The 24,575-nt window shown below is 67.2% G+C and carries 23 protein-coding genes and 1 pseudogene; 17 read left to right on the forward strand and 7 right to left on the reverse strand.

Going from position 1 to position 24,575, the window contains the following annotated elements; all coding sequences use genetic code 11:
* The 11 genes from A5652_RS03055 to A5652_RS03105 all read left to right on the forward strand — a co-directional run.
* On the forward strand, positions 1–561 hold a 561-nt coding region (locus tag A5652_RS03055), incomplete at its 5' end, for an MCE family protein (RefSeq protein ID WP_197513722.1).
* On the forward strand, positions 558–1,598 hold the full coding sequence (locus A5652_RS03060) for a virulence factor Mce family protein (protein WP_067346501.1): 1,041 nt from the start codon (positions 558–560) through the stop codon (positions 1,596–1,598). The genes A5652_RS03055 and A5652_RS03060, both read left to right, overlap by 4 nt.
* Positions 1,595–3,187: a virulence factor Mce family protein gene (locus tag A5652_RS03065; protein WP_067346504.1), complete on the forward strand. Its 1,593-nt coding sequence runs from the start codon at positions 1,595–1,597 to the stop codon at positions 3,185–3,187. Before A5652_RS03060 ends, A5652_RS03065 begins: the two co-directional genes overlap by 4 nt.
* A complete protein-coding gene (locus A5652_RS03070; RefSeq protein WP_067346506.1) occupies positions 3,184–4,800 on the forward strand; it encodes a virulence factor Mce family protein in 1,617 nt (538 codons plus the stop codon). The genes A5652_RS03065 and A5652_RS03070 overlap by 4 nt, the downstream gene beginning before the upstream one ends.
* Positions 4,801–4,850: 50 nt before the next feature.
* The gene (locus A5652_RS03075) at positions 4,851–6,014 is read left to right on the forward strand and encodes a virulence factor Mce family protein (RefSeq protein WP_067346508.1); all 1,164 of its coding nucleotides are present in this window, start codon (positions 4,851–4,853) and stop codon (positions 6,012–6,014) included.
* Positions 6,008–7,558 carry an MCE family protein gene (locus A5652_RS03080; protein WP_067346510.1) on the forward strand — a complete coding sequence of 517 codons (1,551 nt, stop codon included), beginning with the start codon at positions 6,008–6,010 and terminating at the stop codon, positions 7,556–7,558. Before A5652_RS03075 ends, A5652_RS03080 begins: the two co-directional genes overlap by 7 nt.
* Positions 7,528–8,277 carry an Mce protein gene (locus tag A5652_RS03085; RefSeq protein ID WP_067346512.1) on the forward strand — a complete coding sequence of 250 codons (750 nt, stop codon included), beginning with the start codon at positions 7,528–7,530 and terminating at the stop codon, positions 8,275–8,277. The genes A5652_RS03080 and A5652_RS03085 overlap by 31 nt, the downstream gene beginning before the upstream one ends.
* Positions 8,274–9,245 carry an RDD family protein gene (locus A5652_RS03090; protein WP_067346514.1) on the forward strand — a complete coding sequence of 324 codons (972 nt, stop codon included), beginning with the start codon at positions 8,274–8,276 and terminating at the stop codon, positions 9,243–9,245. The genes A5652_RS03085 and A5652_RS03090 overlap by 4 nt, the downstream gene beginning before the upstream one ends.
* On the forward strand, positions 9,242–9,802 hold the full coding sequence (locus A5652_RS03095) for a mammalian cell entry protein (protein WP_067346517.1): 561 nt from the start codon (positions 9,242–9,244) through the stop codon (positions 9,800–9,802). Before A5652_RS03090 ends, A5652_RS03095 begins: the two co-directional genes overlap by 4 nt.
* Positions 9,769–10,545, forward strand: coding sequence for a mammalian cell entry protein (locus A5652_RS03100; protein WP_067346519.1), 777 nt, complete (start codon positions 9,769–9,771; stop codon positions 10,543–10,545). Before A5652_RS03095 ends, A5652_RS03100 begins: the two co-directional genes overlap by 34 nt.
* Positions 10,546–10,582: 37 nt before the next feature.
* A complete protein-coding gene (locus A5652_RS03105; protein ID WP_067346521.1) occupies positions 10,583–11,281 on the forward strand; it encodes a YoaK family protein in 699 nt (232 codons plus the stop codon).
* On the opposite strand, the gene A5652_RS03110 is transcribed toward A5652_RS03105, so the two are convergent.
* The 4 genes from A5652_RS03110 to A5652_RS03125 all read right to left on the reverse strand — a co-directional run bounded on the left by A5652_RS03110 (position 11,274) and on the right by A5652_RS03125 (position 15,556).
* The gene (locus A5652_RS03110; RefSeq protein WP_156745126.1) at positions 11,274–12,383 is read right to left on the reverse strand and encodes a phosphodiester glycosidase family protein; all 1,110 of its coding nucleotides are present in this window, start codon (positions 12,381–12,383) and stop codon (positions 11,274–11,276) included. The genes A5652_RS03105 and A5652_RS03110 overlap by 8 nt on opposite strands.
* A 79-nt stretch (positions 12,384–12,462) precedes the next feature.
* The gene (locus A5652_RS03115) at positions 12,463–13,923 is read right to left on the reverse strand and encodes a YhgE/Pip domain-containing protein (RefSeq protein ID WP_067346525.1); all 1,461 of its coding nucleotides are present in this window, start codon (positions 13,921–13,923) and stop codon (positions 12,463–12,465) included.
* 57 nt (positions 13,924–13,980) lie between these two features.
* Entirely contained in the window at positions 13,981–14,706 is a 726-nt protein-coding gene (locus A5652_RS03120) for a pirin-like bicupin family protein (protein WP_067346527.1), read from the reverse strand.
* 25 nt (positions 14,707–14,731) lie between these two features.
* Complete coding sequence (locus A5652_RS03125; RefSeq protein WP_369805740.1) at positions 14,732–15,556, reverse strand: MarR family transcriptional regulator; 825 nt, start codon at positions 15,554–15,556, stop codon at positions 14,732–14,734.
* 128 nt (positions 15,557–15,684) lie between these two features.
* Between A5652_RS03125 and A5652_RS03130 the strand changes: the two genes are divergently transcribed.
* Positions 15,685–16,818 (forward strand): dihydrodipicolinate reductase, encoded by a 1,134-nt coding sequence (locus A5652_RS03130; RefSeq protein ID WP_082983751.1) that lies wholly within the window; start codon positions 15,685–15,687, stop codon positions 16,816–16,818.
* A gap of 110 nt (positions 16,819–16,928) precedes the next feature.
* Here the strand turns inward: A5652_RS03130 and A5652_RS03135 are convergent, their stop codons facing one another.
* Both A5652_RS03135 and A5652_RS03140 read right to left on the reverse strand, forming a co-directional pair.
* Positions 16,929–18,344, reverse strand: a complete 1,416-nt coding sequence (locus A5652_RS03135; RefSeq protein WP_067346534.1) for an alpha/beta hydrolase domain-containing protein — start codon at positions 18,342–18,344, stop codon at positions 16,929–16,931.
* 13 nt (positions 18,345–18,357) lie between these two features.
* A pseudogene (locus A5652_RS03140) lies at positions 18,358–19,386 on the reverse strand (sigma-70 family RNA polymerase sigma factor); the annotation flags it as partial.
* Between the two features lie 60 nt (positions 19,387–19,446).
* On the opposite strand from A5652_RS03140, the gene A5652_RS03145 reads away from it, so the two are divergent.
* From A5652_RS03145 to A5652_RS03160, 4 genes are read left to right on the forward strand one after another with little or no spacing between them, the layout of a single operon-like run.
* Positions 19,447–20,280 (forward strand): alpha/beta hydrolase, encoded by an 834-nt coding sequence (locus A5652_RS03145; protein ID WP_067346539.1) that lies wholly within the window; start codon positions 19,447–19,449, stop codon positions 20,278–20,280.
* Positions 20,281–20,316: 36 nt separating this feature from the next.
* A complete protein-coding gene (locus tag A5652_RS03150) occupies positions 20,317–21,066 on the forward strand; it encodes a DUF2786 domain-containing protein (RefSeq protein WP_067346542.1) in 750 nt (249 codons plus the stop codon).
* Positions 21,063–21,575 carry a TIGR04338 family metallohydrolase gene (locus A5652_RS03155; RefSeq protein WP_067346544.1) on the forward strand — a complete coding sequence of 171 codons (513 nt, stop codon included), beginning with the start codon at positions 21,063–21,065 and terminating at the stop codon, positions 21,573–21,575. The genes A5652_RS03150 and A5652_RS03155 overlap by 4 nt, the downstream gene beginning before the upstream one ends.
* A gap of 44 nt (positions 21,576–21,619) precedes the next feature.
* Positions 21,620–23,695 (forward strand): beta-glucosidase, encoded by a 2,076-nt coding sequence (locus A5652_RS03160; RefSeq protein WP_067346549.1) that lies wholly within the window; start codon positions 21,620–21,622, stop codon positions 23,693–23,695.
* Positions 23,696–23,737: 42 nt separating this feature from the next.
* On the opposite strand, the gene A5652_RS26370 is transcribed toward A5652_RS03160, so the two are convergent.
* Positions 23,738–23,884 (reverse strand): metallothionein, encoded by a 147-nt coding sequence (locus A5652_RS26370; protein ID WP_067124138.1) that lies wholly within the window; start codon positions 23,882–23,884, stop codon positions 23,738–23,740.
* Positions 23,885–24,040: 156 nt separating this feature from the next.
* On the opposite strand from A5652_RS26370, the gene A5652_RS03165 reads away from it, so the two are divergent.
* A partial coding sequence (locus tag A5652_RS03165; RefSeq protein ID WP_067346546.1) for an O-methyltransferase occupies positions 24,041–24,575 on the forward strand: 535 nt, incomplete at its 3' end.

A 24,575-nucleotide genomic window follows, 5' to 3' on the forward strand; every position in this document is an offset into this window, starting at 1 on the left:
GATCAGGCGTTGTTGTCGGCGGCCGGGTTCGGCAACACGGGCGCGGACCTGTTCAACAAGGGCGGGCCGTATCTGGCCCGCGGCGCCGCCGACCTGGTGCCCACGGCGGAACTGCTGGACACCTACAGCCCCGAGCTGTTCTGCACGGTGCGCAACTACCACGACATCGAACCCAAGGCCTCGGCCTTCCTGGGCGGCAACGGCTACTCGCTGGTCGCCCACACCCAGGCGCTGTCCGGCCTGGGACTGGTCGCGAACCCACTGTCGCTGGTAGCCATCACCGCGCTGACCATGGGGCTCGGCGGCGCGGCCGGCCTGATCGGCGGTGCGCCCAACCCCTACGTGTTCCCGGAAAACCTGCCTCGGGTGAACGCGCGCGGCGGCCCAGGCGGTGCGCCGGGTTGCTGGCAACCCCTCACCCACGACCTGTGGCCCGCACCGGAGCTGGTGATGGACTCCGGCAACAGCCTCGCGCCGTACAACCACCTCGACACCGGATCGCCGTATGCGATCGAGTACGTCTGGGGCCGCCAGGTAGGGGATAACACGATCAACCCATGAAAATCACCGGAACCCTCGTCAAACTCAGCATCTTCTCGGTGGTGCTGCTGGTCTTCACTGTGATGATCATCGTGGTGTTCGGTCAGATGCGCTTCGACCGCACCAGCAAATACTCGGCCGAGTTCACCAACGTCAGCGGCCTGCGCGCAGGCCAGTTCGTCCGTGCTTCGGGTGTTGAGGTCGGGAAGGTCGACACGGTAAAGCTGGTCGACGGCGGCAAGCGGGCGCTGGTGAAATTCAACGTCGATCGCTCGATCCCGCTGTACCAGTCGACCAGCGCCCAGATCCGCTACCTCGACCTGATCGGTAACCGCTACCTGGAGCTCAAGCGCGGCCAGGGCGAAGGGGCCGACAAGGTCTTGCCGCCCAACGGGTTCATCCCGCTGTCACGCACCCAGCCGGCGCTCGACCTCGACGCCCTGATCGGTGGGTTCAAACCGCTGTTCCGGGCGCTCGACCCGCAAAAGGTCAACACCATCGCGAGTGCGCTGGTCACCGTGTTCCAGGGCCAGGGCGGCACCATCAACGACATCCTCGACCAGACCGCGCAGCTGACCAACCAGCTCGGCGAACGCGACCAGGCCATCGGCGAGGTCATCAGGAACCTGAACACGGTGCTGGACACGACAGTCCGGCACCGGCAGCAGTTCGACCAGACCATCAACAACCTGGAGGTCTTGATCACCGGTCTGAAGGACCACGGTGACCAACTGGCCGGGGGGACCGCGCACATCAGCAACGCCGCCGGCACGGTTGCCGACCTGCTGGCCGAGGACCGCGGCCTGCTGCACAACACGCTCAACTACCTGGACGCGGTGCAACAGCCGCTGATCGACCAGCAGGACCAACTGCAGGACTTCCTCAAGAAGGTGCCGACGGCGTTGAACATGATCGGGCGCGCCATCGGGTCCTACGGGGACTTCGTGAACTTCTACGCCTGCGACATCACCCTGAAGATCAACGGCCTGCAGGCCGGTGGCCCGGTCCGCACGGTCCGGCTGTTCCAGCAGCCGACGGGTAGGTGCACGCCGCAATGAGAACACTGGAACCACCCAACCGGGTTCGCATCGGTCTGATGGGCATCGTCGTGACGCTGCTGGTGATCGGCGTGGGCCAGAGCTTCACCAGTGTCCCGATGCTGATGGCCAAACCGCACTACTACGGGCAGTTCAGCGACACCGGTGGCCTCAGCAAGGGCGACAAGGTGCGCATCGCCGGCGTGGACGTCGGCAAGGTGGAGGCTCTCAAGATCGACGGCGATCACATCGCGGTTCAATTCAACGCGGGCACCGAACGCTTCGGGACCGAGAGCCGGATCGCAGTCAAGACCGACACCATCCTCGGCAAGAAGGTTCTCGAACTCGAGCCGCGCGGCAACCAGACGCTGAAGCCGGGCGGGACATTGCCGATCGGCCAGAGCACCACGCCCTACCAGATCTACGACGCGTTCTTCGACGTCACCAAGGCCGCTCAGGGCTGGGACATCGACACCGTCAAGCAGTCTCTGCACGTGCTGTCGCAGACCATCGACCAGACCTATCCGCACCTGAGCCCGGCGCTCGAAGGTGTGGAGAAGTTCTCCGCCACCATCGGCAAGCGCGACGAAGAGGTCAAGCACCTGCTCGCGCAGGCGAACAAGGTGGCCGGCATCCTCGGTGATCGCAGCGATCAGATCGACCGGTTGCTGGTCAACGCCAAGACGCTGCTGGCCGCCTTCAATGAGCGCGGCCAGGCGATCGACGCCCTGCTCGGCAACGTCGCGGCGTTCTCCGAACAGGTCAAGGGCCTGATCAACGACAACCCGAACCTGAACCACGTGCTGGAACAGCTGCGCACCGTCAGCGACATCCTGGTGCAGCGCAAAGACGACCTGGCCAACGGTTTCACGGAGGTCGGCAAGTTCCTGCCGTCGCTGAACGAGGCCATCGCCTCGGGACCGTTCTTCAAGGTGGTCTTGCACAACCTGGCCCTCTACCAGATCTCGCAGCCCTGGGTCGATGCCGCCTTCAAGAAGCGCGGCATCGATCCGGAGAACTTCTGGCGCAGTGCGGCCTTGCCGGAATTCCGGTGGCCCGACCCCAACGGCACCCGGTTCCCCAACGGCGCGCCGCCGCCGGCACCGCCGGTGCTGGAGGGCACGCCGGATCACCCGGGTCCGGCCGTCCCGCCGGGATCGCCGTGCTCGTACAGTCCAGCGAACCCCGGGGGCAACGTCACCATCGGGGACGAGGGTCTGCCGCGGCCGTGGAATCCGTTGCCGTGTGCGGGTGCGGTGACAGGACCGTTCGGTGGGCCGGGCTTCCCGGCGCCGGTCGACGTGATGACGTCGCCGCCGAACCCCGCTGGTCTGCCGCCGACGCCGGGCATCCCGATCGCGGGCCGGCCGGGCGATCCGCCACCCGACGTTCCGGGGACGCCGGTGCCGTTGCCGGCGCAGGCACCCCCGGGTGCGCGTACCGAGAACCTCGCGCCGGCGGGACCGACGCCGCCGCCGTCGACGTTCGCGCCGGGCTTCCCGCCGGGGCCGCCGGCCCCGCCCGGGCCGGGCAACCAGCTGCCGGCACCGTTCATCAATCCCGGGGGATCCGGCGGCAGTGGCGCAGCGGGGGGAGGTAGCCAGAATTGAGCACCATCTTTGATATCCGCAATGTGCGGCTACCGAAGCTGACAAGGGCATCGGTGATCATCGCGTCGGTGGTGGTGATTCTGGCGATCGTCGTCGGCTACGTCGGATGGCGGCTGTACCAGAAGGTGACCACCAACACCGTGGTGGCTTATTTCCCGGCGGCGAACGCGCTGTACCCGGGCGACAAGGTCCAGATCATGGGGCTGCGGGTGGGCGCGATCGACAAGATCGAGCCGGTCGGCAACAAGATGAAGGTCACGTTCCACTACGAGAACCAATACCGGGTCCCCGCCAACGCCTCGGCGGTGATCCTGAACCCCACCCTGGTGGCGTCGCGGGCCATCCAGCTGGAACCCGCCTACAAGGGCGGTCCGGTGCTCGCCGACAACGCGGTGATCCCCGAAGAGCGCACGCAGGTTCCGGTGGAGTGGGACCAGCTACGCAACAGCATCACCAACATCATCTCCAAGCTGGGACCGACACCCGAGCAGCCGAAGGGCCCGTTCGGTGAGGTGATCGAGTCGTTCGCCGATGGGCTGGCCGGCAAGGGCAAGCAGATCAACAACACGCTCAGCAGCCTGTCGCAGGCGCTGACGGCGTTGAACGAGGGTCGCGGCGACTTCTTCGCGGTGGTGCGCAGCCTTGCCCTGTTCGTCAACGCGCTGCACAACGACGACCAGCAGTTCGTCGCGCTCAACCAGAACCTGGCCGATTTCACCACGCATCTCGCGCATTCCGACAGCGACCTGGCCAACGCCATTCAGCAGTTCGACAGCCTGCTGACCACCGTTCGGCCCTGGCTGGACCAGAACCGCGGGGTGCTGGTCCAAGACATCAACAACCTGGAGACCGCCACGAACGCGCTGCTGCAACCCGATCCGCTGAACGGACTGGAGACCGCGCTGCACGTCCTGCCGACGGCCGCGTCGAACATCAACCAGATCTATCACCCGTCGCACGGTTCGGTGGTCGCCATCCCGTCGATCACCAACTTCGCCAACCCGATGCAGTTCATCTGTAGCGCGATCCAGGCCGGCAGCCGGCTGGGCTACCAAGAGTCGGCCGAGCTGTGCGCGCAGTACCTCGCGCCGATCCTCGACGCGATCAAGTTCAACTACCCACCCTTCGGCTTGAACCTGTTCAGCACGGCCGAGACGCTGCCCAAGGAAGTCGCCTATTCCGAGGATCGGCTGCATCCGCCGAATGGTTACAAGGACACCACCGTGCCGGGCATCTGGGTGCCGGACACCCCGACGTCCCACCGCAACACCCAGCCGGGCTGGATCGTCGCCCCGGGCATGCAGGGTCAGCAGGTCGGGCCTATCACCGCGGGCCTGATGACCCCGGACTCGCTGAATGAGCTGATGGGCGGACCGAACATCGCGCCGGTCCAGTCGACGTTGCAGACCCCACCGGGGCCGCCGAATGCCTACGACGAGAACCCGATCGCACCCGTCATCGGCCAGGTTCCGCCGCAAGTTCCCATCCCGCCGCCGCCGCCTGGGCCGAACGTGGTTCCGGGGCCGGTCGCCCCGACACCGGCGCCGGTGTCCGCGCCCGCACCGAACGCGGGCGGGCCCGCGTCGCCCGCTGACTTTGGAGGTGGCCAGTGAGCCGCGCGACGAGCGCGCTACGCGCGAGGGGCAAGCCGGACCGCCGGCCGATGAGGGCCGCGATTCGCGTGATCCGCCATCGGAGCTGGCAAGGGCTGATCCTGTTGACCGCCGCAATGGTGCTTAGCTCGTGTGGCTGGAAAGGCATCTCCAACGTCAATATCCCGGGCGGCCCCGGCAGCGGCTCGGGCGCGATGACCGTCTACGTGCAGGTGCCGGACACCCTGGCGATCAACGGCAACAGCAAGGTGATGGTCGCGGACGTGTTCGTCGGCTCGATCAAGGAGATCAAGCTGAAGAACTGGATCGCCACCCTGACCCTGGGCTTGGACAAAAAGGTCAAGCTGCCCAAGAACGCCACCGCCAGGATCGGCCAGACCTCGTTGCTGGGTTCGCAGCACGTCGAGCTCGCCGCCCCCCCAAACCCGTCGCCCGAACTGCTCAAGAATGGCGACACCATTCCGCTGAAGAACTCGACCTCGTATCCCACGACCGAGCAGACGCTGGCCAGCCTGTCGCTCATCCTGCGCGGCGGCGGCATCCCCAACCTGGAGGTGCTGCAGAACGAGATCTACAACATCTTCAACGGACGCGGCGAGGCGATCCGGGCCCTGCTCGGCAAGCTGGACACCTTCACCAACCAGCTCAACGCGCAGCGCGACGACATCACACACGCGATCGATTCGACCAACCGGCTGCTGACCTACGTGGGTGGCCGGGCCGACGTCCTGGATCGGGTGCTCACCGACATCCCGCCGCTGATCAAGCACTTCGCCGACACCAAGAACCTGCTGATCAACGCCGTCGATTCGGTGGGACGGCTCAGCCAGGCCGCCGACCAGTATCTGTCGGAGGCGCGCGGGCCGCTGCACACCGACCTGCAGGCGCTGCAGTGCCCGCTGAAGGAGCTCGGCAAGGCCTCGCCATACCTGATCGGCGCGCTGAAGTTGATCCTCACCCAGCCGTTCGACATCGACACGGTCCCGAAGATCTTCCGCGGTGACTACATCAACATCTCGCTGACGCTCGACCTGACCTACAGCGCGGTCGACAACGCCTTCCTCACCGGAACGGGATTGTCGGGAGCACTGCGGGCGCTCGAGCAGTCGTTCGGGCGCGATCCGGAGACGATGATCCCCGACGTGCGCTACACGCCGAACCCGAATGACGCACCGGGTGGACCGCTCGTGGAAAGGGGGGACAGGAATTGCTGACTCCCTTCATCCGACGCCAGCTGATCGCCTTCGGGATCCTGACCGTCATCTCGCTGCTCGTCCTCGGGATCTACTACCTGCAGATCCCGAGCCTGGTCGGCATCGGCCGCTACACGCTGAAGGCCGACCTGCCCGCATCGGGCGGGCTGTATCCCACGGCCAATGTCACCTATCGCGGCATCACGATCGGCAAGGTCACCGATGTCGAGCCGACCGAGCACGGCGCCCTGGCGACGATGAGCATCGACAGCCACTACAAGATCCCGATCGATGCGACGGCCAACGTGCACTCGGTCTCGGCCGTAGGTGAGCAGTACCTGGACCTGACCTCGTCCGGAACCCCCGGCAAGTACCTGTCGGAGGGACAGACGATCACGAAGGGCACCGTGCCCGCCGAGATCGGGCCGGCCCTGGATACGGCCAACCGCGGGCTATCCGTGCTGCCGAAGGAGAAGATCGGTCAGCTGCTCGACGAGACGGCGCAATCCGTCGGCGGGCTGGGCCCCAACCTGCAGCGGTTGGTCGACGCCACGCAGGCCATCGTCGGCGATTTCAAGAACCAGATGACCGACGTCAACAACATCATCCAGAACTCCGGCCCGGTGCTGGACAGCCAGGTCAAATCGGGTGACGCCATCGAGCGCTGGGCCCGCAACCTGAACAGGCTGGGCGCCCAGTCCGCGCAGGAAGATCAGCACCTGAAGAGTCTGCTGCGCCAGGCGGCGCCGACGGCCGACCAGGTCAACTCGGTCTTCAACGACGTGCGGGATTCGCTGCCGCAGACGCTGGCCAACCTTGAGGTGGTGTTCGACCTGCTCAAGCGGTACCACACCGGCGTCGAGCAGGTCCTGGTGTTCCTTCCGCAAGGTGCATCGATCGCCCAGACGGTGGCCGCGCCGTTCCCCAACATGGCCGCGCTCGACCTGGCGCTGTCGATCAACCAGCCGCCGCCCTGCCTGACCGGCTTCATCCCGGCCCCAGAGTGGCGGTCACCGGCCGACACCAGCATCCAGCCGTTGCCCACGGGCACGTACTGCAAGATCCCGATGGAGACCCCGGCCAACAGCGTGCGCGGTTCGCGCAACATCCCGTGTACGGACATTCCGGGCAAACGGGCCGCGACTCCGCGGGAATGCCGTGACCCCAAGCCGTATGTGCCCGCGGGTACCAACCCGTGGTACGGCGACCCCAACCAGACCCTGACCTGCCCCGCGCCCGCGGCGCGCTGTGATCAATCGGTCCGGCCAGGCATGGTGATCCCCGCGCCGTCGATAAACAACGGGATGAACCCGGCACCCTCGGACCGCGTCCCGGGCACACCGCCGCCGACCAGCGATCCGTTATCCCGGCCGGGGTCGGGTACCGTGCAGTGCAATGGGCAGCAGCCCAACCCCTGTGTCTACAAACCCAGTGGGCCTCCCTCGGCGATCTACAGTCCCCAAAGCGGTGAACTGGTAGGGCCAGACGGAGTGAAATACTCCGTCGAGAACTCGACCAGAACAGGAGACGATGGATGGAAGGAGATGCTGGCACCAGCCGGCTGAACCCCATCGACACGGACGATTCGTTGACCACGCAGGACAAGGACGAGGATTCGACGGCACCCGAGACGGGATCCGCGCAGAGCGATCCGCAGGACGCCTCCGGGGACCCCGTGGAATCCACCGATGGTGATGCCGACGTCGACGCTGAGCGGTCCGAGTCCGACGACGCTGCCAAGGATGACGCGGAATCCGGCGAGCCCGTCGTGGCAACACCTCGCGGTCCGTCCCGGGTGGGCCGCGGATGGCTGGCCGCCATCGCCGCACTGCTGGTGCTGTGCGCCGGCGCCGTGGGGGCGGGTGGCTACCTCGCGCTGCACTACCACCACCAGACCCAACGCACGGCCCGCAACGACGACGCGGCGCTGAAGGCCGCGGTGGAATGCGTGTCGGCGACCCAGGCGCCGGACACCAACGCGATGACCGCCAGCGAGCAGAAGATCATCGACTGCGGCACGGACGCCTTCCGCTCGCAGGCGTTGCTGTACACCAGCATGCTCGTGCAGGCGTATCAGGCCGCGAACGTCCACGTTCAGGTGTCGGATGTGCGGGCGGCTGTCGAACGCAACAACCCCGACGGTTCGATCGACATTCTGGTCGCGCTGCGCGTCAAGGTGGCCAGCGATCAGAACCAGAACGAATCCGGCTATAGGTTGCGCGTGAAAATGGCCTTCGCCGAGGGGCAGTACAAGATTTCCAAGCTCGACCAGGTGACGAAGTGACGGTGGTGGTCGAACCGACTGCACCCACGGCAATCCAGGAGTCACCGCGGGAAACCTTGGCGCCCTGGCGTTCTCGCGTCACCGCATTCGCAGTCGACGTGCTGCCCGGCATCGCCGTGGTGACGACCCTGGCATTGGTGTCGTTCACCGTGCCGGCGGGCGGCGTGTGGTGGTGGCTGGCCATCTCGGTGCTCGGCGCAGTGACCCTGCTGGTTCTGGTCAACCGGCTCTTGCTCCCGGTGATTACCGGCTGGAGCCTTGGCCGCGCGCTGGTGGGTATCTCGGTGACACGACGTACCGGCGCCGCTCCGGACCCCTGGACGCTGCTGCTTCGAGACCTCGCCCACCTGCTCGACATCGCGTCGCTCGTGGGATGGCTGTGGCCCCTGTGGGATTCACGTCGCCGCACCTTCGCCGACATGTTGGCGCGCACCGAAGTGCGCCGCCTCGAACCGGACACGACCCCGCCCCACATCCGGCGCTGGAGCGCGGTCGCCGTGTCGAGCGCGGTGATCCTCTGCGTGGCCGGGGCCGCCGTGAGCTTCTTCGTGGTGTACTCCGCGGACCGGGCGAGCGATGAGACCCGCGCCCAGCTCGCGACGCAGGGACCCAAGATGGTCGCCCAGATGCTGACGTATGACCCCAAGTCGCTGCACGACGACTTCGCCCGGGCACTGTCGCTGGCGACCGACAAATATCGGTCCCAGCTGGCGGCCCAGCAGGACTTGGTCCAGAAGGGGAAGCCGGTGATCAACGAGTATTGGGTCACCAACAGCTCGATCGAGTCGGCGAGCCCGGATCGGGCGACGATGCTGCTGTTCATGCAGGGCCGGCGCGGCGTTGGGCCCGAGCAGCGCTACATCAGCGCCACGGTGCGGGTGAACTTTGCCAAGGGTGGCGGAAACACCTGGCGCGTCGACGATCTCAACGTGCTGACCAAGCCGAGGCAGCCCGGGAGCGGTAAATGAGTCCGCGCCGCAGATTTGCGCCCGAGGAGCGACCGCTGCTCGTCGCCCGCCCGGTCGAGGTCGAGCCGCCGCGACCATGGCTGGTGCCGTTGGCCAGCACCGTCGCCGCGGTGCTGATGGTGGCGGCGATCACGGCCTGCGCGCTAATGCTCGCCTCGCATGCATCCCGGGAGCGGACCGCGTCGAAGGACCGCGAGGTGCTGAACTACGTGAGCGGCTTCATGACCCAGTTCACCTCCATCGATCCGTTCCACGCCAACGACTACGTGAACCGGATCTTGGCGCAGGCAACCGGCGACTTCGCCAAGCAATACCAGAAGAACGCCAACGAGATCCTCCTTCAGGTCGCCCGGGCCGAACCGGCCACCGGCACCGTCCTGGACGCCGGCCTGGAGCGGTGGAACGACGACGGCAGCGTCAATGTCATGGTGGCCACGGCGATCACCACCAAGTCGCCGGATGAAAGACAGGTAGTGCAGAACGCCAATCGCTGGGCGGCAACCGCGACGCAGGAAGGGAACCAGTGGAAGATCAGCAGCCTGCAGCAGGTGACGTGACCGCCGAAAAGAGCACAGCCGTCCCCGAGGACGAGGCGACTAAGGCGGCAGAGGGCGACAGCCCGGGTTCAAGCGACGAAAAACCGGATGCCACAACGGAACCCGAAGACTCGGCGGCCAGCGCGGACGACGCCGGCACCGAGCCGGCCGACGAGGACGAGACCACCGGCGAGGACGCGGAGCAGGCCGCCGACACGCCGCCGGCCGACGGCGCGCGCAAAAAGCGGCGGGCCGGTAAGGTCTGGGCCGCCGTCGCCACGACTGCCGCCCTGCTGTTCGTCGGATCCGCCGCGTTCGCCGGCGCGATGATGCAGCCGTATCTGTCCGACCGGGCCGTCGCCGCAACGAAACTGAACGTCGCCCGGACCGCGGCCAATGCCATCACCACGCTGTGGACGTACACGCCGGAAAACATGGACACGCTGGCCGACCGCGCATCCCGCTATCTCAGCGGCGATTTCGAAGCGCAGTACCGTAAATTCGTCGACGCGATCGTGGCCCCCAACAAGCAGGCCAAGATCACCAACAGTACGGAGGTCACCGGCGCGGCGGTCGAAACGCTCGACGACCCCAACGCCGCAGTCATCGTCTACACCAATACGACCTCCACCAGCCCGTTGACCAAGAACGTCCCGTCGCTGAAGTATCTGTCCTACCGGCTGTTCTTGAAGCGCGCCCACGACCGTTGGCTGGTGACCAGGATGACGACGATCACTTCGCTGGATCTGACGCCGAAAGTTTAGCGGCGGCCGCCGGCGCAGCCGAAATATACTGCACCGCATGGCTGTCACGTCTCCGGTATCCGAACGATGGACCGTAGCAGCGTTGCTGCTGTTGACCTTCGCCACCGGGTTGGCCGACTCGATCAGTATCCTGGCGCTCGGCCACGTGTTCGTCGCCAATATGACCGGCAACGTGATCTTCCTCGGATTCTGGCTGGCTCCGAACACCACCATTGACCTGACCGCCGTCGTGGTGGCTCTGCCGACGTTCATCTGCACGACGATCGTCAGCGGCCGGCTCGCACGCCATTTCGGCATCCGCACGCGAACCTGGATCAGCACGGTACTGGCGACCGAGATCGTGCTGCTGGTGTCGCTGGCGATCCTGGCGGGTGTGGGAGTGCTGCGCTACCAAGGGAATTCGAAGCTGATCATGATCGGTATGCTCGCGGTGACGTTCGGCCTACAACACTCGAGCGCGCGCCAGTTCGGCATTCAGGAGCTGTCCACCACGGTGCTGACGTCGACGATCGTCAGCCTCGGACTGGACAGTCGTCTGGCCGGCGGGACCGGTGAACGCCGCAGGCTGCGCATCGGCGTAGTCGCCACCATGTGCGCCGGCGCGTTCTTTGGTGCGACGATGTCGAGATACGTGATCGCCCCGGTGTTCGTGGTCACCGCGGTAGTGATAGCAGCCAGCCTGCTGATCTTCCGGTTAGGGCCGGCGGCGGAATCTGCTGCGGCCGTTGCTAGTTGAATCCGAGCCAGCTGGGCAGCGCCCGCTCGTGTGAGTCGCAGAGCACCTGGCGGGTGTCGCACGATCCGCGCGGTGATCCCGCGCCGGCCCACATGCCTCCGGTGTCGCGACGCAGCACGATCGCCGACGAGCCGCCACCGTCGAGCAGCACGGCGTTATCGCTGCCGAGTCCGCGGAACAGGTCCTGCATGTTGTCGGGGGTGTAGTTGCCGCCCTCGAAGATGTACATCTCGTCCTTTTGCCTGGAGTAGGCAATGGCCGTTCGGGCCGCGCTGGGGCCGCCGTCGTGCAGCTGTCCGGTGTTGCCGGGCGCCAACAGCCCGATGCCCGAGACCGCGACGAATCTCTCGTTCTTGTTCAGCAGGTCGGCGACCACGGGAGTGGCGGCGTCATAGTCGCTCTTTGTCTTGGGCCACACCACATATGGCGCGCCTCCGGACGGCAGGATCATGGTTGACAGCGCGCTCCAGCTTTCGCCGCCACCGGACAGGCCCTGCTTGCCCGGGTAGGCGACGGTGCCGGTGACCGCCTGGTTGGCGCGGCCCTGGCCCTGGGTGTTGTCGACGAAGGCGCCCAGCGGTGAACTGCAGCCGGTCTGGCGCCACGATCCGCCCTTTTGTCCGCGGACGTCGAAGAAATTGGCGTTGATCGCGATGGTGGGCTGGCCCATGCGCTGCCAGGCCTGCAACGGTGCGTAGAGCTCCGAGGCCTGCCAGAGGCCCTCGCCGGTGCGGGCCCCCGGGTTGTTCTCGCACCGGGCCTGATCGCCCTGGTGCGTGTCGACCAGGAGGCGCGGCGACAGGCGTCCCGCCGCGTTCTTGACGATCATCAGGTGGCCGCCATTGTTCATCTCGTACCAGCTGCCGCCGGCGTTGAGCATCGGCGCGGGATGTCCGGGGCCGAAGTTGTAGACCAGGTAGGAACCGCGGGTGCTGCCGATGGCGTTGGCCAGCAGGTCGCGGCCGTCGGCGGCCCGGGCCAGTGGCTGTCCCGAGGTGATGGCCAGCGCGACGCAGGCGATGGCGGAGGCGCAGCACGCCGAGAGCCGGCGGAAGCTGGCGCGTCGGGTCAGCACGATAGCCCTTTCCGCCTGGAGCTGGATGCAACAGAAACATCATCAGCCTCAAAAGTCACACTGTCAACAAAGATAACGTTGCAGTGACGGCGGGGCTACGTGCGAATTACACTTGCTCGCTTGAACTTTCGGGTTCGGCGGCGGCGGGTTCGGTGGCGGTGTCGGTGTGTCCGGCCCGCTCGGTTTCCTCCGCGGACTCGGCTTTGGCCGGCACGACGGCGGCCGCCTCCGCGTGCTTACCGCGGCGGGCCTGGTGCTGCGCCTGGTGCTCCTGGGCGATCGCCAGTTCGACCGCGCCCGGAATCCGGTGAAAGCCCTTGCGGTCGTAGAGGTGTGTGACGATGCCGCCGAGCAGCAGCCCGATGACGAGGCCGATCGTCGTCATGGTCAGGGCCTGGGTCAGGCCGGCATCGCCACGGCCGCCGAAGTAGAGCAGCGACCGGGCCCCGAGGAAGACCTGGTGCATCGGCTCGAATTCGGCCAGCCAGCGGAAGAAGGACGGTGTGGCCTCCAGGGGCACCGTGGCGCCCGCCGACGGCAGACCGAGGATCACGAAGATGAGCATGCTGACCAGCATTCCGGCCGTGCCTAGCACCGAGAGCAGGGAACTGGAAGTGATGCCCACGGCGGCGATGGCGAAGACTCCGAACGCCCAGAGTTGCCAGCTGTGGTCGATGGGCATGCCGAGCCCGTCGGCGATCGACAGGTACACCGCCGAGGTGAGCAGCCCGAGCAGCACCATCATGGCCCACTTCAGCAGCAGGGTCTGGAATCTGGAAATCCTCACCTGCTCGGCGAACCGGTACACCGGGCCGAATTCGGCCGGTACATAACCGAGCAGCGCGTCCACAAGCGTGCTGACCACGATGCTGCCGGTGAATCCGGCCAGCAGCAGCAAGAGCGCGTAGTAGAAGGCGGACAAGCCGTTGCCGGTGCCGTTGGGCAGCGGGTTGTACACGTTCGACTGGATGTCGATGGGGGCGCTCAGGCCCACCTGCGCCGCCCCGGCCAGCGGTGCCCCGCCGGTCTGCGCGGCCACCTCCGCCATAACCCGTTGCCCGGCTATGCCGTTGGCCATCCCCATCGCCGTGTTAAGGGTCTGACCGGCGATGCTTGAGCCGAGCGTGCCGGCCCGCGGATTGGTGGAGACCGTGATCGACGGCCGGTCCGCGCGGGCGGGCAGCACCGCGCTGGTCGCGAAGTCCCGCAACTTCGACGAGAAGCTCGGCGGTATCAGCACCTGGCCGTACACCCGGCCGGTGTCCATTTGGTGCTTGGCCTCGCCACGGGAGAGCACGCGGACGTCGAACTTGTTCTTGTCCAACCCATTGACCAGGCGGTCGGCGATCTGTGCGCCGCCCGGGCCGGCGTCCTCGTTCACCACCGCGATGGGGAAATGACGCAGGTTGGTCGTCGGGTTCAAAATGCCGCCGAGATAGAGCGCACACAGTGCCGACATCAACGCCACGGTGATTACCAGGGGTGCCGCCCAGAACCGCACGGTGCGGATCGCCTTGATGTTCCGGTTGGGGTTGGGCGCCGCGTGCTGCGGGTGCGATTGAGGCATGCCGACTCCTGTCTGTCGAGCCCACTCTATGGGCTGTGGAGCCGGCCCTCTATGGCCTCAGTCACCCAGCTTCGCGTGCATCTCCCAGATCAGCAGTTCCGACGGCTCGGTCGCCGACACGCGCCGGCCGTCGGCGTCGGTGAATCGCACGGCATCGCCCTCGGCCACCGCGCCGATTCCCTCCACCTCGACCCGGCCCCGGGCCGCGAAAAGGTGCAGGTAGGGAGCCTGCGGAAGGTCAACCGCCGCACCGGCCGCCAACCGCGTCCCGTGCAGCGCTGCGTTGCGGTTGTGCAGGGCGATCGCGGCGTCATGCGCGGACATGCCTGAGGCGATCGTCACAAGATTGCCCTCCAACAGCTTCTCGTCGATCTCATCCTGCTGGTAGCTCGGCTCGACGCCGCTCTCATCGGGGACCACCCACATCTGCACGAAATGAACCGGCTCAGTGGGGGAGTCGTTTCGCTCGGAGTGCAGGATTCCGCTGCCGGCCGACATGCGTTGCGCCAGACCGGGATAGATCACGCCTCGATTGCCCGCGGAGTCGCGATGCGACAGTTCGCCGCGCAGCACCCAGGTCACGATCTCCATATCCCGGTGCGGATGGGTGTCGAATCCCGTTCCGGGCGAGACGATGTCGTCGTTGTTCACCAGCAGCAGCCCGAAATGGGTGTTGCCGGGGTCATAGTGGTCGCCGAAAGAGAAAGAGTGCCGGGATGTCAGCCACGGTGTGCTGGTGACGGCCCGGGTTCCCGCAGCCTTGATCTCCGTGGTGGCCGGCATCACCCCAGCCTAATCTGTTGTCGCGTCAGACCACGGCCGCGGCGAGCAGCCCTTGGGCGTGCCGAAGCGCCCTGTCGAGTTCCGGCAACGTAAGCCCGGTGGAGTGACCCAGGTGGATCTCGATCTGGTACTCCGGCTGGCCGTCTTGGGCGAATATCGGCAGGACGACGAATTCCGTTGTGGCCAACTCGGTCTCGAGCACGTCGGTGACCGAACGCAGGGTCACCATCGTCATCAGCGTAGTGAGTTGGCGGGTGACCTGCGCCGTCGGCTCCAGCGAGGCCAGCACGTCGGCAAGCCGGGTGTGCAGCGACCGGTGAGTGTCGTCGAACCGCCACGCGCCGTACCCGCGCGCGCGGATATCGCCGAGTACCCGCCGGTGCTCGGCGATCTCGGTGCGGGTCAGCCTGGGTATCACGCGATGCAACCACGCCTCGACGAAGTCGTCGTCGCGCCAGGCCATGGCGACCAGACCGAACGGCGGATCGATGGGGAAGCGTTGCCCCACGGCATGCTCGCCGTCGGTGCCATGGCCGACCGCGTCGACGGTGGTCAGGTGCCGGGCGCCGATCCTCGACATCGAGCAACCCGCGCCGAGCGTGTGGTGCAGGAAGCGCAGCGCGTCACGCCCGCGGTCCAGCAGCGGGAACTGCTGGCGCAGCCCGTGAACCAGTCCGAACAATCCGCTGCCCAGCACGTAGCGGCGATCGTCGCGCCGCGCCACCCAGGCCCGGCGTTCCAGTTCGGCCAGCACCAGGGCACAGGTCGATGTGCTGATCGCGCAGGTCTTCGCCAGCTCGGTCGAGGTTAGCCCGGGTTGCGAATTCGCCAGGGCGGCAAGGACGTTCATCACCCGGGCGGTGGGCGGTGATTTGGCACCCGATTCGCGCCGGGTCTCGGCCATTGACGTATCCACCGCCACCTCCTTACGATCCGTCCAAAATACGACACTGTATGTCCTAATATTAGGAGATTGGCGTGTTCAAGGTGGGAGTATGGGGGCCGGGCTCGATGGGCCTGGTCGCCCTGCGCGGGGTGATCGACCATCCGGAGCTGCAACTGGTCGGCGTCGTCGTGCACAGCGATGCGAAAGCCGGTCGCGATGCGGGAGAGCTGTGTGGCATCGCCCCCGTCGGCGTGGTGGCTACCCAGGATCCGGCGGCCCTGCTCGCCGGTGACGCCGACGCGGTGGTGTACGCGGCCGGCGCGAACTTGCGGCCACTGGAGGCCGTCGAGGACATGGTGTCCATCCTGCGGGCCGGAAAGAACGTGGTGTCGTGCTCGGTGGTGCCGCTGGTGTTTCCCGACGCCGTCGACGCCGCGTTCACCGGCCCGCTGCGCCAGGCCGCGATCGACGGAGGTGCCTCGTTCTTCACCACGGGCATCGATTCCGGGTTCGCCAATGACGTGCTGCCCCTGGTCCTTACCGGCGTCTCCCGGGTGATCGACTCGGTCCGGGTGACCGAGATGTTCAATTACGCGACCTATCCGGACCGCTCCGCCGTCTACGAGATCCTCGGATTCGGCCAGCAGCCGGACTACCCGGCCTTCGCGGCTCAACCGGGGATCTTCACCTTCGGCTGGGGTCCGGTGCTGCACCAGTTGGCCGCCGGGCTGGGCGTGAAGATCGACAACATCGAGGAAAGCAACGAGCGCATCCCCGCCACCGAGTCCTTCGACACCCCCACCGGTCACATCGCCGCCGGAACCATCGCCGCGATGCGCTCGACTCTCACCGGTTACGTCGACGGGAAGCCAACTTTCGTGCTCGACCACGTGACGCGCATGCGCGACGACATCGCCCGGGATTGGCCGCAGCCACGCATCTCCATCGCGCCGAAGGACCTCGGCTACGGGCCGGCGTCCGGGCAGGGGCTCTACCGGGTGGAGATCGAGGGCTCGCCGAGCATGCGCTGCGAATTCGAGATGGCCGAGGACGCAGACCACGACCTGGGGGCTCGCATCGCCGGCTCGTCGCGAATGGTCAACGCCATTCCCGCGGTATGTGCGGCCCCGCCCGGACTGCTGTCCGCGCTGGACCTGCCGCTGATCACCGGGGCCGGCCTGGTGCGCCCGGTACCGGGCCCGCCGCCGGACAGCCGGCTGTTCTAGCCCGGCGACGGCGAGCACCGGAACGGCGCGAGTGAGGAGCCGGGCAATCGCACCTAGCCCGGCGACGGCGAGCACCGGAACGGCGCGAGTGAGGAGCCGGGCAATTACACCTAGGTCCGGCGGTCGGGAAACGTCGCGGCCGCGAGCTGCAGGATCTCGGCGCGGTCGGCCGGCAGGATGAACCCGGCCGCGATCGCCACATCGAGGGCAGCGGTGAAGCTTTCCAGGTACTGCGCGCCGCCGCCTGGATAGAGCCGCCGAATCGTGTTGGCGTCGAACAGCTCTCCGGAACCGAAGATCGACGACATGATGCTCTCGTCGCCGCCCAGGCCCGAGGTCCTGGCGATTGGCACGTCCACCCATGGGGTCCTGATGCCACCGCGGGCGAGTCCGTTGCCATCCGGAACGGGTTGCGGCCCGGCGGCGCTTACGCGGACCTCGAGCGGGTCCGCGCCCGGGGCGGGTTCGCCGGTCGTGACCCAGGTGTTCAGCGCCGCCACCGCCGCCTGCACCACGTAATGGTGCTGCGGGCCGAAGTTGATGTTGTGTGCCAGCTGCTGGCCCATCAACATGTTGGTCGGCGTGTAGCCCGCCACGATGGTCTCGAGCGGTGCCGAGCCGCTGTCGATGAAGGCAACCTGAATCGTGTAGTTGTCGGCGTGGGCGGCACCGGCGATCTCCCAGAGCCGCAGCCGCTCGCTGTCCGGCTGCCTGGCGAAGTAATAGCCGTCGCGCGGGCCGCCGAAGACGTCGGTCTCGGTGACGACCGTCAGCAGCGGGACACGCAGTTCCGGGCGGAATTTAACCGCCTGCGTCGCAGAGGATTCCTCATCGAAGATCGAGCTGCCGTCCAGCGGGGCGGCTGGGCCGAAGCGCGAGTGCACCAGGAATCCGTCGTAGACGTGGGCCAGTGGGTCGACGGCGTTGACGTAGGTCGTGAGAAACATCGCGGACTGGGATTCGCCCAGCGCGATGACGCGTTGGGCGGGCAACCCCCGCAGGACGGCGTCGTGTTCGCCACTCTTGATGAGCCCGCCGATCTGGGAGAACATGTCGTAGGAGAACGCGTCGCCCGGATGGCGCAAGGACGCATACCGTTGAGGGGATTGGCTTTTCAGTGACATGTCCGTGCCGAGCAGGTTTTCGCCGCCCTCGACTCCCACCCGCTGAGCCGAGACCGCGACGTAAGCGTAACCGGCACGCAGCATCTCGCGGTGCGCCATCATCCACACCGCGGCGGCGTCGATGCCACCGCTCACATTGAGCCATTCAACCAGCACCGTCCCGTTGAACCGGGCGGGGTCGGACGGCGTCAATACCACGATGCGGGTGGTGAAATCAGCTGAGCCCGAAGGTGTTACGTCCCAACGGCCATCGGGGCCCAGCTCGCCGACGGGGGTGTAGCGGCTGGCCGTGCCGGCGACCAGGAACTCCTCGACGCAGTAGCCCACGTCGGCCAGGCTAAAGGCGCTCAGCAGCAGGGCCGGCTTGCCAGGGGCCGGAGTCACCTGGACGGTGTTCGTCATGGAATCGTCCCTCTCACCGCTGGTCGGCGGGCAGTGAACCGGGCAGGCCGAATTTTGTGAACAACGTGTCGTCGAGGAAGGCGACCACGTGGGACACCTTGCCGTCCCGCACATCGAGCACATGCAACTGAAATGGAACATGCACCTCGCCGGCGCGCATGTACATGGCCGCGGCGGGCTGGCCGTTGGCGATCAGTGGCAGCATGCGCATGTCCCCGCTGCCCTCCGCCGGGCACTGCTGATGAATGAGGGTGATGATGGACCCCGCGCCCTGATACCAGCCGGTGTACGGCGGCATCTCCCAGATAGCCTCCGCGGTGAACATGTCGACCAGCCGGTCGATGTCGTAGGTTTCGAACGCGGCGATGTAGCGTGCCAGCAGATCCTGCGCCTCGGCCGAATCCGGCTGCACCAGTTCGTCTTCGGCGCTGGGACCAACCGCTTCGAGCTGAGACCGGGCCCGCTGCAGCAGGCTGTTCACGGCGGTGGTGGTGGTTCCGACCGCATCGGCCACCTCGGCGGAGCGCCACTGCAGCACGTCGCGCAGCAGCAGTACCGCCCGTTGCCGTGGTGGGAGGTATTGCAGCGCAGCGACAAACGCCAACCGCACCGACTCCCGCGACCCGACGACGACCGAAGGGTCGGCCGGGTGCTCGGTCAGCTCCGGCAGCGGCTCCAGCCACGGCACCTCACGTCGCTCCACCAGCTCGGCTGTCGGGTCCGAACTCGGACCACCCAGGCCCACCGGTAACGGCCTGCGCTGGCGTCCCTCTAGCGCGGTCAGGCAGGTATTGGTGGCGATACGATGCAACCACGTCCGCATCGAGGACTTGCCTTCGAAACGGTCGTACGCCTTCCAGGCCCGTAGCAGGGTCTCTTGCACCAGGTCCTCGGCGTCGTGCAGCGATCCGGTCATTCGGTAGCAGTGGGCCAGCAGTTCGCGGCGATAGGGTTCGGCGCGCGCCGTGAAACCCTCGCCGGTTACCGGGTCACCTTCAGAGTTTTGCGCGAGAAGGCTCATCCGCAAGAGCCTACGCAGTGTCGGGGCACCCGGCCCGAATCAGCAGCCATTACGCTGCCCAATGATGACTAGGACCTCCGAGTGAACCGCAGCGAACGCAGTTTCGACGGCTTCGGTGGTGTGCGCATCGTCTATGACGTTTGGACGCCCGACACTGCCCCGCGAGCCGTCTTGGTGCTCTCGCATGGACTCGGCGAATACGCCCGTCGCTACGACCACGTCGCAAGGCGCTTCGGCGAGGCCGGCCTGGTGACCTATGCGCTGGACCATCGCGGACACGGCCGATCCGGCGGTAAGCGGGTACTGGTGCGCGACATTCACGAGTACACCTCCGACTTCGACACCCTGGTCGGCATCGCCACCCGGGAACACCACGGCCTCAAGTGCATCGTGCTGGGGCACAGCATGGGCGGCGGAATCGTGTTCGCCTACGGGGTCGAACGCCCGGACAACTACGACCTGATGGTGCTGTCGGGGCCCGCGGTCGCGGCCCAGGACCAGGTCTCGCCGCTGCTCGCGCTGGCCGCCAAGGTGCTCGGTGCCGTCCTGCCCGGGCTGCCGGCGCAGGAACTCGACGTCGACGCCATCTCCCGGGACCCCGCGGTGGTGGCCGCATACAAAGAAGACCCGCTGGTGTATCACGGCAAGGCGCCGGCCGGCATCGGGCGCGCGTTGCTGCTGGTCGGCGAGACCATGCCGCGGCGGGCACCGGCCCTGACGGCGCCGCTGCTGGTGGTGCACGGGGAGCAGGACAGGCTGATCTCGGTCGCGGGCAGCCGGCGTCTCGTGGAGTGCGTGGGGTCCACCGACGTCGAGTTGAAGGTCTACCCGGGGCTCTACCACGAGGTTTTCAACGAGCCCGAGCGCGAGCAGGTGCTTGATGACGTGGTCTCCTGGATCACCGCTCGCCTGTGAGGCGGGCCTGTCGGCGCGTTCCAGTATTTTGGCGCCATGACTGACGACAAGATGCTGGCGCGCATCGCCGCACTGCTGCGTCAGGCCGAGGGCACCGACAACACCCACGAAGCCGATGCGTTCATGTCGGCGGCGCAGCGGCTCGCGACGGCCGCGTCGATCGACCTCGCGGTTGCGCGCTCCCATTCGGCCCAGCGGTCGGCGGCGCAGACGCCGACGCAGCGCACCATCACCATCGGGGCCGCCGGCACCAAGGGGTTACGCACGTATGTGCAGCTGTTCGTGCTGATCGCCGCGGCCAACGACGTGCGCTGCGACGTGGCCTCGAATTCGACGTTCGTGTACGCCTACGGGTTCGTCGAGGACATCGACGCCAGCCACGCCCTGTACGCCAGCCTGGTCGTCCAGATGGTGCGCGCGTCGGACGCCTACCTGGCCTCGGGTGCGCATCGTCCCACGCCGACGATCACCGCCCGGCTCAACTTTCAGCTGGCGTTCGGGGCACGCGTCGGCCAGCGGCTGACCGAGGCCCGCGACCAGGCCCGGCGAGAAGCCACCGCGGACCGCAGCCGGTCGCCGGGCACCGCCATCGCGTTGCGGGACAAGGAGGTCGAGCTGGTGGACTACTACCGCGGCGCGTCGAAGGCGCGCGGCACCTGGCAGGCCGCCCGGGCGTCGGCCGGGTATTCGTCGGCGGCGCGGCGCGCCGGGGACCGGGCCGGCAAGCGAGCGCGGCTGGGCAACAGTCCCGAACTTCCCGGGGCGCGGAGCGCGCTGAGCGGGTGACGTCGGGGAACTCCTCGCGGCGGGATTCTCAACGTTCCAAGGTCTATGCGGCTGAGGAGTTCGTCCGGACGCTGTTCGACCGTGCCGCCCAGCACGGTTCACCGGTGGTGGAGTTCTTCGGCGCGCAGTTGACGCTCCCCCCGGAGGGACGATTCGGCTCGGTGGCGTCCGCGCAACGCTATGTGGACGACGTGCTGGCGCTCCCGGCGGTGCGGCAACGATGGCCGGCCGTGGCGCCCCTGCGGGTGCGGCAACGGCGCGCCGCCAGCGCCGCGCACTACGAAAACCGCGACGGCACAGGCGTTATCGCGGTTCCCGATCGCGATACCGCCGACTGGGCGCTGCGCGAGCTGGTGATGCTGCACGAAGTGGCGCATCATTTGTGCCAGGCCGATCCGCCGCACGGCCCCGAGTTCGTTGCGACGATCTGCGAGTTGACGGAGCTGGTGATGGGACCGGAACTGGGGCACGTGCTGCGCGTGGTCTACGCCAAAGAGGGCGTGCGGTGAGCCCGGCCGATCCCGATGTACGGGCACGCGACATCGAGGCCCGGATGACCGACGACGAGCGGTTCGCGCTGCTGGTGTCGGTGATGGGGGCCGGCGAGATGTGGCCGGTCCGCGACGAGCGCATCCCCGCGGACACGCCGATGAGTGCGGGATACGTGCCGGGCGTGCCCCGTCTGGGTGTGCCGGCGTTGCTGATGAGCGACGCCGGCCTGGGCGTCACCAACCCGGGTTTCCGCCCGGGCGACACGGCCACGGCGCTGCCCGCCGGTCTGGCGCTGGCCGCGAGCTTCAATCCGGCCCTGGCCCGGGCCGCGGGCGAAGTGATCGGCCGCGAAGCGCGCAGCCGCGGGTTCAACGTCCAGCTCGCCGGTGCGATGAACCTGGCCCGCGACCCGCGCAACGGCCGCAATTTCGAATACCATTCGGAGGACCCGCTTTTGACGGCCACGATGGCCGCCGAGTCGATCGATGGCATCCAGCGCCAAGGCGTGATATCGACGGTCAAGCACTACTCGTTGAACTGCAACGAAACAAATCGGCACTTCCTCGACGCGGTCATCGATCCCGCGGCTCACCGCGAATCCGACTTATTGGCCTTCGAATTGGCGATCGAGCGCGCGCAACCCGGCGCCGTGATGGCCGCCTACAACAAGATCAACGGCGATTACGCCGCGGCCAACACCGTCTTGATCAACGACGTGCTGAAAGGTGCCTGGGGTTACCGCGGTTGGGTGATGTCGGATTGGGGTGCCACGCCGAGCTGGCAGTGCGCGCTGGCCGGTCTCGATCAGGAGTGTGGGGCCCAGATCGACGCGCTGTTATGGCAGGCCGAGTCGTTCGGTGCGCCGCTGCGCGACGCGTACGCCGACGGCCGGCTGACCAAGGAGCGCCTGTCGGACATGGTTCGCCGGATCCTGCGGTCCATGTTCGCCGTCGGCGTTGACAACGCCGATGCGGCGCCGGCGCCGGATCTGGCCGCGCACAACGAGATTGCGCTGGACATCGCCCGGCAGGGAACGGTGCTCCTGACCAACCGGGGGGCGTTGCCGCTGGCGCCCGGGTCGAGCCTAACCATCGCCGTCATCGGGGGGTATGCACAGGTGGGTGTGCCGGCCGGATACGGGTCCAGCACCGTCGTTCCGGCGGGCGGATACGCGGGTGTGGTCCCCATCGGCGGCACGGGCCTGGAAGCCGGGCTCCGCAATCTGTACCTGGTGCCGCCGAGTCCGCTGGAGGAGTTGCGAAAAGAGCTGCCGCACGCGCGGATCGAGTTTGATCCCGGCATCAGTCCCGCCGAGTCGGTGCGCGCGGCGCGCAGGGCCGACATCACGATCGTGTTTGCGGTCCGTGCGGAGGGCGAGGGCTTCGACATCGCCGACCTCTCGCTGCCGTGGGGTCAAGACGAGCTGATCGCCGCGGTGTCGGCGGCAAACCCCAACACCGTCGTGGTCCTGCAGACCGGCAATCCGGTGTCGATGCCATGGCGGGACGAGGTGAACGCCGTTGTGCAAGCGTGGTTTCCGGGCCAGGCCGGTGCCCGGGCCATCGCGGAGGTTCTCACCGGGCAGGTGAATCCGTCGGGCCGGCTGCCGATCACGTTTCCGGTCGAGCTGGCCCAAACGCCACGCCCGCAGCTGCCCGGGGCCGACAAGCCGTGGGGGACGCCCACCACGATCGACTACGTCGAAGGAGCCGATGTCGGCTACCGCTGGTTTGCCAAGCGCGGGCATGAACCGATGTTCGCCTTCGGTCATGGGCTGTCCTACACCAGCTTTGACTACCGCGACCTGGTGGTCAGCGGCGGAGAAACCATCCGCGCGAGTTTCAGCATCGTCAACGTCGGCGACCGCGCCGGGGCGGACGTGGCCCAGCTGTACCTGACGACCGCCGTCGATGAACCGTGCTTACGCCTGCTGGGATTCGCGCGGGTGCAGCTCGAGTCCGGTGCAACCCACCGGGTCAGCGTCGAGGTGGACCCGCGCCTGCTCGCCCGTTACGACGGCAGCGCCAAGAGCTGGCGAATTCGCCCGGGCGCCTATACGGCGGCGGTGGGTACGTCGGCGATATCGATGCGGCTGGAAGCCACGGTCGAGCTGACCGGTCGCACGTTCGGGCGATGAATCCCACGGACACAGACCCGAACGCACGACCGGCCGGGCGGATTACTTGACGGGGGTCAGCGCGTCGCCGCACGTGCAGCGGTAGGGCTCACCCGAACCCGAGCAGTGGCAGGGAACCTCGATGCGGACGCGACAACCGCAGCCTTCGTGGCCGCAGGTCAATTCGGTCCCGGCCTCGTAAGTTGCCATTTAACTCACCCTTTTCTCGTTGTGGTGACTCGTGCGGTGCGGGTCGACCGCCCTCTCACTATATACCCCCCATGGGTATACGGTAAACGGCGCGACGCGTTCGATATCGGCCCCACTGCCCATGCCACACCGTCGGGCGCGGCTAGCGTGGGCGCCATGACCGAGAAACCAACCCCCAAAGACGTCGACGCATTTTTGGACAGCACGGTGGTGCACGGCGATCCGTCCTTGAGCGCGGCCCTGGAGTCCAGCAGCGCGGCCGGATTGCCGCCGATTGCGGTGTCGGTCCAGCAAGGAAAGTTCTTGAGCCTGCTCGCCGGTGCCATCGGCGCGCGCCGGATCCTCGAGCTCGGCACGCTGGGCGGTTTCAGCACCATCTGGCTGGCGCGCGGCGCCGGCCCGCAAGGGCAAGTGGTGACGCTGGAATACGAGCCCAAGCACGCCGAGGTGGCGCGGGCCAACCTGGAGCGGGCCGGCCTCGCCGATCGGGTGGAGGTGATCGTCGGGGCCGCGCTGGACACGCTGCCGACGGTGACCGGTCCCTTCGATCTGATCTTCATCGACGCCGACAAGGAGAACTACCCCGCCTATCTGGAGTGGTCGGTGCGACTGGCCCGCCCCGGCGCGGTCATCTTGGCGGACAACGTGATTCGGCAGGGACAGATCCTCGATCCGGAATCCAACGCTCAGG

It is taken from the genome of Mycobacterium sp. 1165178.9, from assembly GCF_001673555.1.
Taxonomy (GTDB): domain Bacteria; phylum Actinomycetota; class Actinomycetes; order Mycobacteriales; family Mycobacteriaceae; genus Mycobacterium.

Excerpts from the sequence above, each read along its gene's own strand:
- A5652_RS03060 (WP_067346501.1), top strand. The coding sequence starts at position 558 with ATGAAAATCACCGGAACCCTCGTCAAACTCAGCATCTTCTCGGTGGTG.
- A5652_RS03065 (WP_067346504.1), top strand. The coding sequence starts at position 1,595 with ATGAGAACACTGGAACCACCCAACCGGGTTCGCATCGGTCTGATGGGC.
- A5652_RS03075 (WP_067346508.1), top strand. The coding sequence starts at position 4,851 with ATGAGGGCCGCGATTCGCGTGATCCGCCATCGGAGCTGGCAAGGGCTG.
- A5652_RS03085 (WP_067346512.1), top strand. The coding sequence starts at position 7,528 with ATGGAAGGAGATGCTGGCACCAGCCGGCTGAACCCCATCGACACGGAC.
- A5652_RS03095 (WP_067346517.1), top strand. The coding sequence starts at position 9,242 with ATGAGTCCGCGCCGCAGATTTGCGCCCGAGGAGCGACCGCTGCTCGTC.
- A5652_RS03105 (WP_067346521.1), top strand. The coding sequence starts at position 10,583 with ATGGCTGTCACGTCTCCGGTATCCGAACGATGGACCGTAGCAGCGTTG.
- A5652_RS03115 (WP_067346525.1), bottom strand. The coding sequence starts at position 13,923 with ATGCCTCAATCGCACCCGCAGCACGCGGCGCCCAACCCCAACCGGAAC.
- A5652_RS03120 (WP_067346527.1), bottom strand. The coding sequence starts at position 14,706 with ATGCCGGCCACCACGGAGATCAAGGCTGCGGGAACCCGGGCCGTCACC.
- A5652_RS03125 (WP_369805740.1), bottom strand. The coding sequence starts at position 15,556 with ATGAACGTCCTTGCCGCCCTGGCGAATTCGCAACCCGGGCTAACCTCG.
- A5652_RS03135 (WP_067346534.1), bottom strand. The coding sequence starts at position 18,344 with ATGACGAACACCGTCCAGGTGACTCCGGCCCCTGGCAAGCCGGCCCTG.
- A5652_RS03150 (WP_067346542.1), top strand. The coding sequence starts at position 20,317 with ATGACTGACGACAAGATGCTGGCGCGCATCGCCGCACTGCTGCGTCAG.
- A5652_RS03160 (WP_067346549.1), top strand. The coding sequence starts at position 21,620 with ATGACCGACGACGAGCGGTTCGCGCTGCTGGTGTCGGTGATGGGGGCC.
- A5652_RS26370 (WP_067124138.1), bottom strand. The coding sequence starts at position 23,884 with ATGGCAACTTACGAGGCCGGGACCGAATTGACCTGCGGCCACGAAGGC.